We start from the raw sequence: 17929 nt of genomic DNA on the forward strand, positions 1-17929 counted from the left end.
AAACTATTACCATTTTATATGTAGGAGATTAAAATTATGATGAAACAAATTAGAGAGAAATTCCAAGAAAAATTTCAGACAGAAGGAAATGTATTTGCCTCTCCGGGCCGTATTAACCTGATTGGCGAACACACCGATTATAATGGCGGATTCGTATTCCCCGGCGCGATTGACAAAGGCATGATTGCCGAGATCAAACCCAACGGAACAGGCAAGGTACGTGCTTACTCGGTCGACCTGGATGATTACGCAGAATTTGGCTTGAACGAAGATGATCTGCCAAAAGCTGGTTGGGCAAAATATATCTTTGGCGTATGCCGCGAGATTATCAAACGTGGCGGACAGATCCAAGGGTTTGACACGGTGTTTGCCGGCGATGTGCCACTGGGCGCGGGTATGTCTTCTTCGGCTGCCTTGGAAAGTACATACGCGTTTGCGTTGAATGAACTATTCAGCTTAGGCATTGATAAGTTTGAACTGGCAAAGATCGGGCAGATGACTGAGCACCACTATGTGGGTGTGAACTGCGGTATCATGGACCAGTTTGCCTCTATCTTCGGAAAAGAGGGAAGCCTGATCCGCTTGGATTGCCGTTCATTGGAGTATAAATACTTCCCGTTCCATCCGAAAGGCTACAAATTGGTATTGCTGGATACGCTGGCTAAGCATGAGTTGGTGGATTCTCCTTACAACAAACGCCGTCAGTCGTGCGAAAATGTGGTGGCAACGATGCGTCGCAACCATCCGCATGTAGAGTTCCTGCGTGATGCCAATATGGATATGCTCAACGAGGTGAAAGCCGATATTAGCGCGGAAGATTATATGCGTGCCGAATATGTGATTGGAGAAATCCAACGCGTATTGGATGTGTGTGACGCGTTGGAACGCGACGATTACGAAACGGTAGGCCAGAAAATGTACGAAACTCATTATGGCATGAGCAAACTGTATGAGGTAAGCTGTGAAGAGCTTGACTTCTTGAACGACATTGCGAAAGAATGTGGTGTAACAGGCTCACGCGTGATGGGTGGCGGCTTTGGTGGCTGTACGATCAATCTGGTGAAGGATGAATTGTATGACGCCTTTATCGCGAAAGCGTTCAGTGCTTACAAAGAGAAATTCGGCTTCGAACCGAAGGTATATCCTGTGGTGATTAGCGACGGAGCTCGTAAGCTGGCATAAGAACTGATTTTCAATTTATATACAAAGAAGGCGTTGTCGGTAGCGATAACGCCTTTTTTGTATTATAAATATGTTAGGGGCATTCGGTTTTATAATGAGAATAGTTATCTTTGCATGAAATTAAATTCCACATAAAGATGAATGATATTCAATTAATGAACAAAGCGGCGGATAATATTCGTATTCTGGCCGCATCGATGGTTGAGAAAGCCAACTCAGGACACCCGGGAGGCGCTATGGGAGGTGCCGATTTTGTTAATGTTTTGTTCTCAGAATTTTTAGTGTACGACCCTAAAAATCCAACCTGGGAAGGCCGTGATCGCTTCTTCCTTGATCCGGGACATATGTCACCTATGCTTTATGCGGTATTGTCTCTTTGCGGTAAATATACCATGGATGAACTGGCTGCTTTCCGTCAGTGGGAGAGCCCGACGCCGGGACATCCCGAACGCGATATCATGCGTGGCGTAGAGAACACGTCAGGTCCGTTGGGACAAGGCCATACGATGGCTGTTGGAGCGGCTATCGCTGCTAAATTCCTGAAAGCACGCCTGGGCGATCAGATGAATCAGACTATTTATGCCTTTATCTCAGACGGAGGTGTTCAGGAAGAGATCTCTCAGGGGGCAGGGCGTATTGCCGGTAACCTGGGGTTGGACAACCTGATCATGTTCTATGACTCTAACAATATTCAGCTCTCTACCAAAGTAGAAGAGGTAACGATAGAGAATGTTGCGCAAAAATACGAAGCGTGGGGCTGGAAAGTGATCACGATCAACGGTAATGACGCGGCAGCTATTCGCCAGGCCTTGACAGAAGCCAAAGCAGTGAATGATCGTCCGACATTGATTATTGGTAACACCATTATGGGTAAAGGGGCTGTGAAAGAGGACAAGAGCAGCTTCGAAGATATGGTTTCTACCCATGGACAACCGCTTTCTGCTGCCGGAGCTTCTTACGCAGAGACGGTGCGCAACTTGGGTGGTGACGCGGAGAAACCGTTTGTTATCTTCCCGGAAGTGGCCGAATTGTATGCCAAGAGAGCTGAAGAGCTGGCCGGCATCGTAGCCGAACGCTATGCTGCCGAAGAGGCATGGGCAAAAGCCAATCCGGAAATGGCAGCGAATAAGAAAAGATGGTTTGCCGGTGAACTGCCGCAAATCGACTGGGCAGGCATCGAACAAAAGGCAGGTCAGGCAACGCGTGCTGCTTCGGCTACCGTATTAAGCGCTTTGGCTGTACAGGTTGACAATATGATTTGTGCCTCTGCCGACCTCTCTAACTCAGATAAGACCGATGGATTCCTGAAGAAGACATATGCCTTCAAACGCGATGACTTCAGTGGATCTTTCTTCCAGGCTGGGGTAGCAGAGCTGACCATGGCTTCTATCTGTCTAGGTATGTCGCTCCATGGGGGTGTGATACCGGCTTGCGGAACCTTCTTTGTGTTCTCTGATTATATGAAACCGGTGGTACGTATGGCTGCCTTGATGGAACAACAGATTATCTTTATCTGGACACACGATGCGTTCCGCGTAGGAGAAGACGGACCAACACATGAGCCTGTTGAACAGGAAGCACAGATCCGTTTGATGGAAAAACTGAAGAACCACCATGGAAAGAACTCTATGTTGGTGCTTCGTCCGGCTGATGTGAACGAAACGACTGTGGCCTGGAAGATGGCGATGGAAAACAAAACTCCGACAGGACTTATCCTTTCTCGTCAGAATATCACCAATCTGCCGAATAGCAGCTACCAGGAAGCTTTGAAAGCTGAAAAGGGTGCTTACGTGGTGGAAGATGATGCAAACGCAGATGTGACCCTGTTGGCTTCCGGTTCGGAAGTGGCCACATTAGTAGAAGGTGCTGCACTATTGCGTGCCGACGGTATCAAGGTGCGTATCGTTTCTGTTCCTTCGGAAGGACTTTTCCGTTCACAATCGAAAGACTATCAAGATGCGGTGATTACGCCGGGAAGCAAGATCTTCGGTATGACAGCCGGTCTGCCTGTTACCTTGCAGGGATTGGTTGGCGACCAGGGCAAAGTATGGGGACTGGAATCGTTTGGTTTCTCTGCTCCTTACAAAGTGCTTGACGAAAAATTGGGCTTCACAGCTAATAACGTGTACAAACAGGTAAAAGAATATCTGGGAAAATGATAGGCATATGCAGTGACCATGCCGGTTACGAACTGAAAGAGTATATCAAGACATTATTGTCGGATATGGGATTGGAGTACCGGGATTTCGGTGCCTACTCTTCGGAGAGTTCCGATTATCCTGACTTCGCGCATCCGTTGGCAGAAGCTATTGAAGCCGGAGAAGTTTATCCGGGTATCGCCGTGTGCGGTTCCGGAATCGGGATCAGCATCACGCTCAACAAACACCAGGGTGTACGGGCGGCTTTGTGCTGGAACCATGAGATAGCCTCCCTTTCCCGCCATCATAATGACGCCAATGTACTTGTCCTTCCCGGACGTTTTATCGAACGGGAAGAGGCGGCAAAAGCAGTGGATACTTTTCTAAACACCTCCTTTGACGGTGGGCGTCATCAGACGCGGATCGACAAAATACCGGTAAGAAAATAGTAGGTGTAGCCAATAGCTCTCTACCAAGAAAACGTAAAAGACTTTAAGGTCCTCAAGGACTTTAAAGTCTTTTTTTTATAAATAGTCTCTCCTTTGACAACAAATTCAAGCCTATTACTGTTCCCTATATAGGAAACATGAAAAGAATTATTTATCCAATAAATTTATAGGTTATGATCAAGAGAGACAAAAGCATTGAATTATTAAACAAGGCAGTAGCCGAAGAGATGACTGCCGTAAACCAGTACATGTATTTCCATATTCTGCTCGAAGATATGGGCTATGACTACCTGGCTGCCTATTTTAAGCGCACCTCCATCAAAGAGATGATTCATGTGGAGAAATTTGCCGAACGCATCCTCTATCTGAAAGGGGAACTGGAATTGCGTGCCTCCAAAGGGGTTCAGAAAATCCATGATGTGAAACAGATGCTGGAACTGGCCAACAAAATGGAGTTGGACACCATCCAGAACTATAACGAATGGGCTAAGATCTGTGCGGACGAATCCGACGCCGCCTCCAAGAAATTGTTTGAAGCCATCCTATTGGAAGAGGAAGAGCACCAGGATCAGTTCGACACCGAATTGGACAATATGAATAATTTTGGTGATAACTATCTGGCACTTCAATCGATTGCCCACAGCAAAAGCGCTGCCAAAGAATAATTGTATCTTACATAGATAGATCATGTGTGTTAAAGGCCGTTCTGATTTTTTCAGGATGGCCTTTTGCTATTTTGTCCGCAAACGTTTTCAGGGAGCATCTCTTTTTTTATGGGGCGAGGATTCGATATTCGTTGATAATTCTGTAAGTTTGTGTGTTGATCCATTAAATACGAATACATGAAAGCAAAACCCTTCCTGAGTGTTTGGCAAATCCTGAATATGACCTTTGGCTTCTTAGGTATTCAGTTTGGATTTGCGTTGCAAAATGCCAATTCGAGCCGTATCCTTCAGATCTACGGGGCCGATGTCGAACATCTTTCCCTGTTTTGGCTGGCTGCTCCGTTGACCGGCATGATCGTACAGCCCCTGATTGGACACTATTCCGACCGTACCTGGAACCGCCTGGGACGGCGACGCCCGTTCTTTCTGGTGGGTGCCATATTGACGACGATCGCCTTGATCCTGATGCCGAACGCCGGGCTTTTTATATCGCCTGAGACCACCCATGCTATTCTTTCGCCGGTACTCATAGGTGCCGGTATGTTGATGATAATGGATGCTTCCATCAATGTCACTATGGAGCCTTTCCGTGCTCTGGTGGGCGATATGCTTCCTGCCGAGCAGCATACGGTTGGTTTCTCGATCCAGACATTCCTGATCGGGATCGGTGCGGTGGTGGGTTCGCTCATGCCGAGCCTGATGAACCGCTTCTTCGGTTTTTCGAACATGGCGGAACCGGGCGAGGTGGCTGATAATGTGAAATATGCTTTCTATGTCGGAGCTGCCGTTCTCTTTGTCTGTGTCCTGTGGACCATCGTGACAACCAAAGAGTACTCACCGAAAGAGCTGGCGGAGTTCAGCGGAGAGGAGGCTGATAAGCCGAAGGAGAAACACCGGAACGGATTGATGGAGATCATATATGATATCGCGCATATGCCTAAGGTGATGTGGCAACTCGGCATATGTCAGTTCTTTGCCTGGTTTGCTCTCTATTCCATGTGGGTCTATTCCACTCCGGCGATAGCCGAGCATGTCTATCATTCGCCCGATCCCTCTTCAGCCGGATATGCCGCCGCGGGCGATAAGGTGGGCGAGTTGTTTAGCGTCTATAACTTTGTTGCCATGCTTTTTGCCCTTTTATTGATTCCGATCGCCAAGAAATGGGGACGCAAATCGACCCATGCGATCTGCCTTACCCTGGGGGGCTTGGGATTGATGTCGCTCTATTTCCTGACTGACACGAACGTGATGATCGTCTCAATGATTGGAGTGGGCATTGCCTGGGCGAGCATCCTGGCTATGCCTTATGCCATCCTTTCCGACAGTCTTCCGGCGGAAAAAATGGGCACCTATATGGGGATCTTCAATTTCTTTATCACCCTGCCGCAGATCACCAACGGCATTATCCACGGTTGGATCGTGCGCAATGTGTACGGAGGACATCCGATGTATGCACTGTTGACAGGCGGTATCTTCCTGTTGTTTGCCGCGATCGCCGTGGTGTTTGTGAAGACGAAGACAGCCCATTCGCGTTGAGAACCGACAAATATTTGTTCACCATTGCCGCGCGACGGAGATCACCAAATTCCTATATCTTTATTATCTTTGCCCCTAAGGAACAAAAAACAAAAACGGCATGTACTTCAAAGATATCATAGGACAGCAAGAGGTGAAAAACAGGTTGATGCAATCGGCCCGATCGGGGATTGTCCCTCACGCGCAACTGTTTACCGAAAACGGGGGGGCAGGTGCTTTCCCGTTGGCATTGGCGTATGCCCGTTACCTGAACTGCCAGGCACGCGGTGCGGAGGATGCTTGTGGAAAATGTCCATCTTGTTTGAAATTCAACGAACTGGCACACCCCGACTTGCATTTTGTCTTTCCCATCATCTCCAAAAAAGAGAAAAAGAAAGAGGTATGTGACGATTATATCACCGAATGGCGTGAGTTCCTGTCGGGCAGACCCTACTTCTCGCTCGACGACTGGTTGAATGAGATGGATGCCGGTAACTCGCAGGCGCTTATCTATTCCAAAGAGAGTGATGAGATTGTCCGCAAGCTTAGCCTCAAGATTTACGAGGCGGATTACCGTATCCTCTTCGTTTGGTTGCCGGAAAAACTGCATCCGACCTGTGCCAATAAGCTACTGAAGATTATAGAGGAGCCACCCACGAACACGGTGATTCTGATGATCTCTGAAACACCGGATCTGATCCTGGGCACCATCCTCTCCCGTGCGCAACGAATCCATGTGCGCCCTATCCGGACAGAGGCAATAGCTCAGGCGCTGGAACAACTCTACCACCTGGAGTCACAAGATGCAACGCAGATTGCTCACTTGGCCGACGGCAATTTCCTGCAGGCGATCGAGGCGATCAGTATGGGAGAAGAAAACCAATTCTTCCTGGAGCAGTTCAAAGGCATGATGCGCAACTCCTGGTCGCGCAATGTAAAAGGGATGAAGGAGATGGCGGATGTGATGGCCGGCATTGGGCGTGAACGACAGAAGAACTACCTCGCCTACTGTCAGCATCTGATACGGGAGAACTTCGTCTACCGCTTCCAAGCACCCGAGATGAACTATATGAATAAGGAGGAGAGTCAGTTTTCGGTTAATTTTTCTCCTTTTGTCAACGAACGAAACGTATTCGACCTAATGGACGAACTGGCCAAGGCCGAACGTCATATTACTCAAAATGTCAATAGCAAAATGGTCTTCTTTGATTTGGGACTGCGCATTACGGTCTTGATTAAGAAATGATTTTTCCTTTTTCCTTTTAATTATTATAAAAACTTTTTTCATGAAACAAACAGTATTACTCCTTCTGTTTATTACAGTAGTATGCGGTTGCAAACAGCAACCCAAAGAACAGGACACAGCTCCTGAAGGTTACACCTTAGTATGGTCAGACGAGTTCGACCAGGACGGCAGACCGGACGCTGCCAATTGGACCTATGAGAACGGATTCGTTCGCAACCGAGAACACCAATGGTATCAGCCGGAGAATGCCTATGTAAAAGATGGACGTCTTGTTATTGAAGCGAAGCGGGAATCAAGACCTAATCCGCTTTATGAAGAGGGCAGCCAGGATTGGCGGAAAGAACGCGAATTGGTGGAGTACACCTCGGCTTGTGTAAAAACCGTTGGGCTGCACGACTGGCTGTATGGTGTGTTTGAGGTAAAAGCCAAGATTCCGGCCTACAAAGGATCCTGGCCGGCCATCTGGTTTCTGGGTAACCGGGATGTAGGTCCCTGGCCGCTTTGCGGAGAGATCGACCTGATGGAATACTACCGGGTGAAAGACGAAGCCACAATTCTGGCTAATGCCTGCTGGGCCAACGGCACCTGGGACACGACACACTGGCCTATGACGCATTTTGAGGAAAGAGATCCCACGTGGGCCGATAAGTTCCATATCTGGAAGATGGACTGGGACAAAGATTTTATCCGCCTCTACCTGGATGATGAGCTGTTGAACGAAGTCGACCTGGCTGAAACGCTCAATCCGGACGGAACGAATCCTTTCCATCACCCGCAATATATCCTACTCAACCTGGCCATCGGCGGCATCAATGGTGGCGACCCATCGGAAACAGCCTTCCCACTTTTCTATGAAATCGACCATGTGAGGGTTTATCAGAAGAAAGAATAAAAGATTTCCATAAAAAAACTCCTATCCGCAAAAGCAGATAGGAGTTTTTTAATTAGCAAAAAGTGTTCTTTTTAGATACCTAATTTCGTACGGATTGCCTTTGGCAGGGCGTCTTTGTGTACGATGATATCCATTGTTTTGTATTTGGCGAATGTTTCAGATACATACCAAACACCATTGTACTTGCTGTCGGTTCCCCATGAATTCTTTACCATATAGAATTTCTTTCCGGTCTGGTCTTTGGCGATACCGAAGATCTGCATACCGTGGTCGTCGGTCGTTTGGTAGTTATCATACGCCTTCTGACGCATTTCCTGGGTAACAGTCACTTCTTTTACGCCCGGTTTCTCAACCATTTTACGCAGTTCCGCATTCTTTTCCGCTGCACTCAATCCAACCCATTTGTCCTGATCGGAACCGGAGGTTTCAATCGCTTCTACATCCGGAGCTACGCCGATACCGTTGCGGGTAAAGCCAATTTCGCTCACGTCGGAAGCCCAAGCAATCGTGTAACCGGTATTGATAGCATTGTCGAACACCTGCATCAGTTCGTCAATCGGCAGGTTATAGGAAGCAGACCAACGCCAGTTGTCGGGCACCTCAATGGGGAATGCCTTATAGAACGGTTCGTGCGAAAAAGAGGTCAATGACACATAGTCATCCATATTCAAGCCTAACTCTTTCGCATAGCTCTGCGGGGTATATTCTTTTCCGTTATAGGTAAATTTCTCCGGCAACTTACCCAGGTAGGTATCCACCACTGCGTTGAATCCATCCTGCCAAACAGGAGAGAGCTTTCCGTTACGGTTCTTGATCACTGCATCCACATATCCTCTCAGGATACCAACCAATTCGGAATGAACATGTATGTCTTCGCCATATTCTTTGCCATCCATCACCGCTTCGGGCACGATACCGTAATGCTTGATCGCATACAACACATCGTCAAAAGCACCGCCTTCGGCAAATTCCATCGTGCCATGCATGCGCACATACTTCTCTGCCTTGTCGCGATAGGTATGATTCACCACAAACATTTCAGACAGGTTATGTTCACCTTTCCCCATGCGGATCAGTTCGGACTCAATAAATCCCAGGGTGGAGAAACACCAGCAGGTACCTGTACGGCTTTGGTTTTGAACCGGTGTGATTTTTAGTTCTTTGACGGGAGTGAAAACATAGTCGTTTGTTTCCTGTGCTTCCACAGCGGTAAGCGCGCACGCCGACAAGAGGGCTGCTACAAAAATCTTCTTCATATACTTGTATTTTAAGTTTAAACTATGGAGGCAAATATACGACAATGAGGCAGATATTCAATAATTTTGTCTACATTTGTCGCCTCTTTTGATGAATAATTAACACATGAAACAATGAAAATAGCCATTATCGGAACAGGAAATATTGGAGGTGCCATCGCGCGAGGATTAGTAAACGGCACCATTATTAACCCTTCAGACGTGACCTGTACCGCGCATCCTGAGTATGATTCTTTAGACAAGCTAAGAAAGATTCACCCCGATATACATGTGACATACGACAACCAGGAAGCTGTCAGCCAATCGGATATCATTATCATTTCGGTTAAGCCTTGGCGCGTAGAATCGGTCATTGACGAGATCAAACCGGTATTGGATTTCGACAGACATATGATATTGTCGGTAGCGGCTGGTATCACCTTCGACCTGTTGAACAGCTACCTGACCAAGAATATGGATTCCAAGATATCACCCACCATCTTCCGTATCATGCCCAATACGGCTATCGCCGTGATGAGCAGCATGACCTTCGTCTCTGCGCGGAATGCTTCGAAGGAGCAGACCACGCAGGTATTGAATATCTTCAAGGAGATGGGAGATGCCATGTTGATCGAAGAGCGCCTGATGTCGGCCGGTACCGCCCTGGCATCCAGTGGCATCGCCTTTGCCATGCGTTACATACGCGCTTCTATCGAAGGTGGTGTGGAACTGGGCTTTTACCCACAGGAGGCACAGGAGATCGTGTTACAGACAGTCAAAGGAGCGGTCGACCTGCTTCAGCATAACCGAAGCAATCCCGAAGCGGAGATCGACAAGGTGACTACGCCCGGTGGTATCACCATCAAAGGGTTGAACGAGATGGAACTTTCCGGCTTTACCTCATCCGTTATTCGCGGCTTGAAAGCCAGCAAGTAAGCGATCCCAATCGTTTGCCAGACTTTTCATGTCAGGATATAAGAGACCGGCTCCGGCATCTAACAGTACGGAGTCGGACAGCGGTCCCGTATTGACAGCAATCGTAAAGATACCGGCTGCTACGGCGGCCTCTACGCCCATGGGAGCATTCTCCACCACAATCGCCTCGTGCGCTTTGACGCCCGCCTTCTCCAGGCCCATCAGATAGGGCTCCGGATGGGGTTTTCCATACTTCACATCATAGGCGGTCACCATTTTTTCAAGGGTAAATATGCCCGGGAAATGCCCATTCAACTTGTCAATCAGACTATGTTGTCCCGAACCGGTCACCAAAATGGCCTGCATCCCGGCCTCTTTCACCTTCTGAAGCATTTCCGAAGCACCCGGCATGACAGCCTCTTCATTGTAACTATTGAAGAGAGCCGCCTTCTCTTCGTATATCGATTGCTTCTGTTCCTCCGTCGCACCATGTCCGAAGGTGCGGTGAAACAACGCGTCAATTGTTGCACCTCCCGTACGTCCCTCCATCAGGAAGAAGTCTTCGGGTGAAGAGATCAGGTTATATCTGTCTGCCGTCTCTTTCCAGGCACGGGCATGATACGGCATGGAGTCGTACAGTACACCGTCCATATCAAACAGGACCGCTTTGAGATCAATCGCTTTCAGGTTGTTTTTCTGCAAATAGCTTTGCACAGCATCTTTTATCATCATCTTTGTTTTACTATTTCTTTATTCTGCCTCATCGGCTCTTTCGGTCAATTTCTCTGCGGCATCCAACACGCGCATGCCGGTCGACAGCCACAGATCGATATCCGCCGGATAGTGCTGGGCAGTTTTCTCTTCACTCCGTTTCTTTCCTAAGCGCACAATCACCGCATTCTTCTCGGGTATGGCAAACACATATTGTCCCAATATGCCACGCATATAGATCACACGCATACCTTCAAAGGCAAGGTTCCAGAACTGGAATCCATACACCGTGTTGGGGGTATTATATTCTTTGTAGATAAGTGAACGATCGGGCGTCGTCGCCTCTTTCATATACTCGGCAGAGACCAGTTGCCACCTACCCCAACGTCCTTCGTTGAGTATGAGCTGTCCGAAACGGGCAAAATCACGGGCGTTGCTATTGAAACAGCAGTAGGCTTTCTCTATGCCATCTTTCTTATCCAGGCTCCACACGGCAGTCTCCTCTGCTCCCATAAACGACCAAAGCCGACGCGAGACATAGTCGCTGATCGGTTCGCCGGTCGCCATCTCCACAATAAAGGTGAGCAACTGAGTGACACCGCTCTGATACACAAAATTGACTCCCGGCTCTTCGATCATTTTCATATCGAAGGTCACCTTCTGAAGGTCATTCCCGTAATAGAGTTTTGTCGTAGGCGAAAAGGGCGAGGTGTAGGCCTCCTGGAAATCGACCCCGGCACTCATAGTCAACAGGTGACGAATGGTCAGTGTCTTCCCGTTATATTCTGCAAACTCGGGATAGAAATCCTGCACCGGCTGATCGACACTTTCGATAAAACCATCATCGATCGCGCATCCAACAGCCAGCGAAACAATGCTCTTTGCCATCGAGAAGGAATTGCTATGCGAGCGTTCGGAATAACCATCCCAGTATTCTTCAAATAACAATTTGCCATCCTGAATAACCACATACGCCACCGTCTCCAACTCTTCAAACTCAGGCAACACATCCTCCGGCAAGGACAATCGATTATACCCCTCCGCCACCGGCCAGGGAACAGGATCAGCCGCAACGACCACCCGGTTGTCAAAGATCGGAAACTGATCGATTTTCGGATGCAGATGAATCAACGCCTGCCGCAGATAATAATTCGATGGCAAAGCCAAAAAACCTGCCACCAACACAATTACCACCCCTATTATTATAAATACCTTCTTCATTGCTTACACTTCGTTCCAATTCTTCATTCTTCATTCCTCATTCTTCATTCTCCTTGTACCACGACGAATACATATGGTAATTCTTCGCAATCTTCTGGTTGATCTCTTTCGATTGTTCGGGATCGACCTTCTTCACAAACTTAGCGGGCACACCGGCATAGATGCTACCCGGTTCCACGATCGTATTGCTCAACACCACCGAGCCGGCGGCCACAATCGCCCCCTCTCCTATCACAGCATGATCCAATACCACCGACCCCATGCCAACCAAAGCACCGTCGCATATTGTTGCGCCGTGAATGGTCACATTGTGCCCGATAGAGACGTTATCACCGATCTCAATCGTCGATTTCTCATACAAGGTATGCAAAACCGAACCATCCTGGATATTCACCCCATCGCCAATACGGATCGAGTTCACATCGCCACGCAGGATCGCACCAAACCAGATGCTGCATCCTTTGCCAATCACCACATCGCCGATAATAGTCGCATTATCGGCCAGGTAAGTATCTTCTCCTATCTCGGGCGTAAAGCCACGAACTGATTTTAGTAAAGCCATCTTTTCTTTAATTATGAATTGTGAATTATGAATTATAAGAATATAAGAAGAGTCTCCCCTTCATAATTCATAATTCATAATTCGAGATATAGGCAAGCCTATATCTCGCTTGTTTTTTCTTTTAACCACGCTTTCTCTTCTTCGTTCAGCTGGGGGCTGAGCAAATCGTACACCATCTGATGGTATTTGTTGAGCCAGGCAAGCTCACGTACCGACAACATAGAAGGAATCACCAGGCGGGTGTCGATATGACATAGGGTAAGCGTTTCGAAGGTGAGGAATTTGCCCCATTCCGTTTCGCTGTCTTCCCGCACCAGGATCATATTCTCCGTGCGTATGCCATACTCACCGGTGCGATACATCGCCGGTTCGTCGCTCATCACCATACCCGGTTTCAATATAACCGGATTCTCCTCCATACGGATGCTCTGCGGTCCTTCGTGCACATTCAGGCAGTGGCCAATACCGTGACAGGTGCCGTGCAAGTATTGAATCCCGGCATCCCACAAAGCCTTCCGGGCAAACACATCGATCAGACATCCCCGTATGCCGGCGGGAAACTTACATTTGGCAATCCCGATCATGCCCTTCAGCGTGCGGGTAAAATCCTTTTTCATCTGTTCGGTCGGCTCACCCAGAGGGATTGTACGGGTAATATCGGTTGTTCCGTCCATATATTGCGCACCTGAGTCCAAGAGATACAATCCTTCGGGCAACAGCGTCGCGTCGGTTTCGGGTGAAGGGGTGTAGTGGACAATCGCGCCATGCGCGCCATAGCTGCTGATCGCCGCAAAGCTATCCATCAGGTAGAGGGGCTGCTCAGCACGCAACGAAGAGAGCTTCGCGGCTGCGCTCAACTCCGTTACCTTTTCTCCGGCGGCCATCTGTTTCTCCAGCCAGATATAGAACTTCGTCATGGCAAGACCATCTTTCACCAGCGCGTTGCGGAATCCTTTGATTTCCGTTTCGTTCTTGATGCTCTTCATGTGGTTGGCCGGTGTGATATCATCGATAATACGACAGGCCTCCGGAATCGCTTTATAGAGGGCATAATTGGTTCTCGCTTTATCGATAAACACCGTATAATCATGCGGTAAGCGCGATACATAGGTATATATCCGGGAATAATCCGCCAGGATCACTCCCTCTTTTTGCAGATTCTCGGCAATCTCTTTCGATACCTTTTGCGGATCGACAAAAAGAACAGTTTCTTTTTCCGAAACGAACCCGTAGGAAACAACCACCGGGTTATAGGTCACATCTGTGCCCCGGATATTAAAGGTCCAGGCTATCTCATCCAAAGCGCCCAGAATCAGGCAGTCCGCTCCCTGCTGGTGCAGTTGATCGTTGATCACATTCAATTTATCGGAAACCGACTGACCGGATAATTCCACCGGCATCTCAAAGATCTGGTTCTTCGGTATAGCCGGGCGGTCTTCCCAGAGATCCCCCACCAAATCGTAGGATGCCTCCAGGGATATATTTTTCTTAGCGAGCTTAGCCTGCAGGTTCAAGGCTTCGGAGGCCCCATAGGTCTGGCCGTCGAAACCAACGGTTTGCCCCTCTTGCAAGGCTGTTAATAGAAATTCAGGAATCGTCGGCGTTTCCGGAAGCGAGGCTTTATACAGTTCTATTCCTGTATCGGCCAGTTGAATATCCGCCTGCAGAAAATAACGGGAGTCGGTCCACAGCCCCGCCTTATCGGCTGTCACGACAATCGTTCCGGCCGATCCGGTAAAACCTGATATCCAAACACGCGCCTTCCAACAATCGGCAGGATATTCACTCAGATGTGGATCCGAACTGGGAATGATATAGGCATCCACCTTCTTCTCTTTCATCGCCCGACGAAGGGCTTCGATACGTTCAGGAATACTTTTCAACATGGCATTTTCGTTTTTTGTTTTATCCACAAAGATAACGCCAATCAACCGATTTTACCAATCATCGTTGAATAAATATATCCCGAGTCCCATTACGGAAGGCACTCCATCATAAATCCATATGCATACGCTTTGTTGCCATCGATCGTGTACTTCTCCATGGTGCGGGCTCCCCAGCCATCATCGCCCCCTACCCCATGAATCGTCAGGTCGATGTTTAGGTTGATAAAATCGCGATGGGGCAGTTCATGCGTATGTTCTGCCACCTCCACATCCTCCTCGCCATAAGGCCAAGCGCGGAAGCAGAGAGGTTGTAGTCCGGTGATTTTTATCTTCCGACCGTTATCGTTGCTGAGCGAGAACCAACGCACATCGCTTCGATTGGCATTATCCTGCGGAACGATATAGTGGGTGATAAAACTGTCTAACGGCAATCGATAGAGACCCAACAGGGCAGCCGTTTTGCGGTCGGGATAGTTCTCGAACTCGCCGCGCCCATACCATTCCACCTCGTCCATGTCTGAAGCGAGACGCATCCGCATACCGAATTTGGGCATCAGGGGAATCTCTTCTTTCTCCGGCTGGTAAGAAGCCTCCACTTGTATGCGTCCAACGCCGTTCACGGTATAACGCAGCTGATAAGCGGCCCCGATGGTCGGCAAAGAGAGGTCGAGATCGACGATAACCAAGCCCTCTTTCGCAGTGACCCGGCAGGCGTTGACTATGCGCTTCTCACCCGCCTCTTTCCAGGCACCCAGGCGTTTGTTATAGTTATTGCGCTTCTGGACATCATTGGCGGGCTTCCAGAAATAGGGTTCCAATGGGGCTTGCAAGAGTTCGGCTCCATTCACCTGCCAAGCGGTCAGGGCACCGGAAGCCTTTTCGATGCGGAACAACGCGCTTCCGGCCGTAATGTCAATAGCATCGGGCGTCTCTTTATAGACAGCCTTCCCTCCTTCGTTTGTTAGTTTGGGTGTCTCGAAACGACTGTATGCAAATTGCTCTTTGGCAATAGTAAACCCTTTGTTGGCCCACAGGGTGGATTCTTTCAGGGTGGCATATACGTTTAAGAACAATTCGCCTTCGACATCCGGTTTTGCCGGAACGTCTATCAGATCATCACGCAGGCGGAGAATGCCGCTGCCGACTTTCTTGCCATCGCAAATCCACTCATAACTGTAATCGAACTCATCCAACGCCGTGAAATCATATCTGTTGATCAATTTGATACGCGTCTCTCCCTCTTTCTGAAACCGGATATATTGATACACTTTCTGCACTTCGTAGTAATGCGGATGGGGTACGCGGTCAGGCGATATCAGTCCGTTAATGCCGGTGGGGCCATCGTTCGGATGGTCGCCGAAGTCTCCGCCGTACGCCCAGAACTCGCCGGGCATCAGCTTTAACGACGAAGGATTTTCGGGATAACGTAGCGGTGACCCATCCAGTCTCTTAGGAATCCCCTGATCCACCCAACACCAGATAGCTGCACCGATGATGCTCGGATCACCCTCGATCACATCAAGGTATTCTTTGAAATTGCCGATAGAGTTGCCCATAGCGTAGGCATATTCGCGCAGAAACACAGGACGGTCGGTGATACGTTCACCCAAGGTTTTCAAGGCTTCAGTACTTAAGTAGCCCTCATCATAGACATCCGACACCGACCGGTCTGTATCGTTGTAGACCGGGCGAGTGGGGTCTAACGCCCGAACCGTGTCAGCCATCGCTTGCAGGTTTAGGCCGCTTCCGCCTTCGTTGCCGAGTGACCAGAAAATAATGCTCGGATGGTTTTTATCCCTTTCCAACATCGACACCGCCCGGTCTACATGAGCCAGCGTCCAGCGTGGATTATCGCCCAATGTCTTACTTCCCAATCCGTAGGCATGGCTTTCGTGGTTGGCTTCGTCCATAACGTAGAGGCCATACCTGTCACATAGTTCGTACAACAAAGGCAGATGCGGATAATGTGATGTGCGTATCATATTGATATTGGCCTGCTTCATTAGTTGAATATCCTTTTCCATCGTCTCCGGATCCACATAGAATCCCATTCGGGGGTGGTAGTCGTGACGATTCACCCCTTTCAATTTAATGGGTTTGTCGTTGACTTTGAATATATCGCCTATAATTTCAATTTTACGGACGCCCCAGTGGTAGTCGAAGGATTCGAGTATCTCTTTTTTATTACGAAGCGTGATGTTCACCTGATAAAGATAGGGCTTTTCGGCTGACCACAGACGGGGATTTTCCAACAGATCAGATAGTTCTACCTGCACTTCGGCAAGGGGCTGAACTGTTTTCAGATCATGGATCTTGGTTGAATGGAATATTGCTCCATCAGCATCCTCACCGGTGATATGGACAATAACCTGCAGGTCTTTCGCCTTCTTGCGATGTAGGTTTCTCACCCATACTTTTGTGCGGAACGTAGCCGAGGTCATATCGTCCGAAAGATCGGTCGCCAGCGCATAATCCCGGATGTGCGTCTCAGGGCGTACCCACAGTTCCACCGGTCGGAATATCCCGCTTAGCCGCCACATATCCTGGTCTTCGAGATAACTCCCGTCCGACCACCGGTAGACCTCTACTGCCAGGCGGTTTGTTCCTGGCTTCACATAGTTGGTCACATCGAATTCGGCAGGCGACATGGAGTTCTGGCTATAGCCTACCTTCTCGCCATTCACCCAAATATACATAGCTGACTTTACCCCCTCGAAGTGAAGAAACAAGCGTTTGTCTTTCATCTGGGGCGCGACCTCGAAGGTGGTCACATACGAGCCGATGGGATTTCTGTTTTCGTAGCTATAATAATGCGCAGGCGGTTCGCTGGTCACTCGCGGTTCGTCTTTCTGGAAAGGATAAGGAATGTTGGTATAAATGGGTTTGCCATACCCCTGCAATTGCCACGAACCGGGCACGGCAATCAGATCCCAACCGCTGGTATCGTACTCATTTTTATAGAAATCGATCGGACGGCTATCGGGATCGGGCGACCAGCGGAACCGCCAGTTGCCATTGAGTGAGATGATCTCACTGCAGGCCGCCTTCCGGGATGGCAAGGTGAGGGTCGCATGATATCGTTCTTTGTTGATGCCTATCACCTGGGGATTTTCCCAATCGGGCACAAGCTGGGCATTGACATAAACAGTCCCCAGAAGCAAGAGAGTAATTAGTTTGCTTTTCATGATTTGAATGTGGTTTACTCGTAAGATTATATTACTCCGCAAAGATAATAGAGACAAGGAGAATACAAAGAATAAGACAAAGGTATCTCACACAAAACAAACACATTGAATTAGTAGGGTATTTATT

General features: G+C 48.7%; 14 protein-coding genes. 8 read left to right on the plus strand and 6 right to left on the minus strand.

Going from position 1 to position 17929, the window contains the following annotated elements:
- The first annotated feature begins 36 nt into the window (after positions 1–36).
- From galK to M2134_RS05645, 7 genes are all read left to right on the plus strand, one after another.
- Complete coding sequence (galK, locus tag M2134_RS05615; protein WP_280750984.1) at positions 37–1182, plus strand: galactokinase; 1146 nt, start codon at positions 37–39, stop codon at positions 1180–1182.
- A 137-nt stretch (positions 1183–1319) separates the two neighbouring features.
- Positions 1320–3341 carry a transketolase gene (locus tag M2134_RS05620; protein ID WP_280750985.1) on the plus strand — a complete coding sequence of 674 codons (2022 nt, stop codon included), beginning with the start codon at positions 1320–1322 and terminating at the stop codon, positions 3339–3341.
- The gene (gene rpiB, locus M2134_RS05625; RefSeq protein ID WP_280750986.1) at positions 3338–3769 is read left to right on the plus strand and encodes a ribose 5-phosphate isomerase B; all 432 of its coding nucleotides are present in this window, start codon (positions 3338–3340) and stop codon (positions 3767–3769) included. The genes M2134_RS05620 and rpiB overlap by 4 nt, the downstream gene beginning before the upstream one ends.
- Before the next feature lie 173 nt (positions 3770–3942).
- Positions 3943–4434 (plus strand): bacterioferritin, encoded by a 492-nt coding sequence (locus M2134_RS05630; protein WP_280750987.1) that lies wholly within the window; start codon positions 3943–3945, stop codon positions 4432–4434.
- A 177-nt stretch (positions 4435–4611) separates the two neighbouring features.
- Entirely contained in the window at positions 4612–5970 is a 1359-nt protein-coding gene (locus tag M2134_RS05635) for an MFS transporter (protein ID WP_280750988.1), read from the plus strand.
- Between the two features lie 100 nt (positions 5971–6070).
- Positions 6071–7195: a DNA polymerase III subunit delta gene (locus M2134_RS05640; protein WP_280750989.1), complete on the plus strand. Its 1125-nt coding sequence runs from the start codon at positions 6071–6073 to the stop codon at positions 7193–7195.
- A 40-nt stretch (positions 7196–7235) separates the two neighbouring features.
- The gene (locus tag M2134_RS05645) at positions 7236–8087 is read left to right on the plus strand and encodes a glycoside hydrolase family 16 protein (RefSeq protein ID WP_348525028.1); all 852 of its coding nucleotides are present in this window, start codon (positions 7236–7238) and stop codon (positions 8085–8087) included.
- A gap of 71 nt (positions 8088–8158) precedes the next feature.
- Here the strand turns inward: M2134_RS05645 and M2134_RS05650 are convergent, their stop codons facing one another.
- Positions 8159–9343: a C1 family peptidase gene (locus M2134_RS05650; protein ID WP_280750990.1), complete on the minus strand. Its 1185-nt coding sequence runs from the start codon at positions 9341–9343 to the stop codon at positions 8159–8161.
- A 114-nt stretch (positions 9344–9457) separates the two neighbouring features.
- On the opposite strand from M2134_RS05650, the gene proC reads away from it, so the two are divergent.
- Positions 9458–10258 carry a pyrroline-5-carboxylate reductase gene (proC, locus tag M2134_RS05655; RefSeq protein WP_280750991.1) on the plus strand — a complete coding sequence of 267 codons (801 nt, stop codon included), beginning with the start codon at positions 9458–9460 and terminating at the stop codon, positions 10256–10258.
- Here the strand turns inward: proC and M2134_RS05660 are convergent.
- From M2134_RS05660 to M2134_RS05680, 5 genes are all read right to left on the minus strand, one after another.
- On the minus strand, positions 10223–10966 hold the full coding sequence (locus M2134_RS05660) for an HAD-IA family hydrolase (RefSeq protein WP_280751073.1): 744 nt from the start codon (positions 10964–10966) through the stop codon (positions 10223–10225). The two genes, proC and M2134_RS05660, sit on opposite strands and share 36 nt — an antisense overlap.
- Positions 10967–10987: 21 nt before the next feature.
- Positions 10988–12169: a serine hydrolase gene (locus tag M2134_RS05665; protein ID WP_280750992.1), complete on the minus strand. Its 1182-nt coding sequence runs from the start codon at positions 12167–12169 to the stop codon at positions 10988–10990.
- Positions 12170–12206: 37 nt separating this feature from the next.
- Positions 12207–12731 (minus strand): gamma carbonic anhydrase family protein, encoded by a 525-nt coding sequence (locus M2134_RS05670; protein ID WP_280750993.1) that lies wholly within the window; start codon positions 12729–12731, stop codon positions 12207–12209.
- 98 nt (positions 12732–12829) lie between these two features.
- Positions 12830–14617, minus strand: coding sequence for an aminopeptidase P family protein (locus tag M2134_RS05675; protein WP_280750994.1), 1788 nt, complete (start codon positions 14615–14617; stop codon positions 12830–12832).
- A gap of 89 nt (positions 14618–14706) precedes the next feature.
- Positions 14707–17802, minus strand: coding sequence for a glycoside hydrolase family 2 TIM barrel-domain containing protein (locus M2134_RS05680; RefSeq protein ID WP_280750995.1), 3096 nt, complete (start codon positions 17800–17802; stop codon positions 14707–14709).
- Between the last annotated feature and the right edge of the window lie 127 nt (positions 17803–17929).

This window comes from Parabacteroides sp. PM6-13 (assembly GCF_029892605.1).
Lineage (GTDB): Bacteria > Bacteroidota > Bacteroidia > Bacteroidales > Tannerellaceae > QVMG01.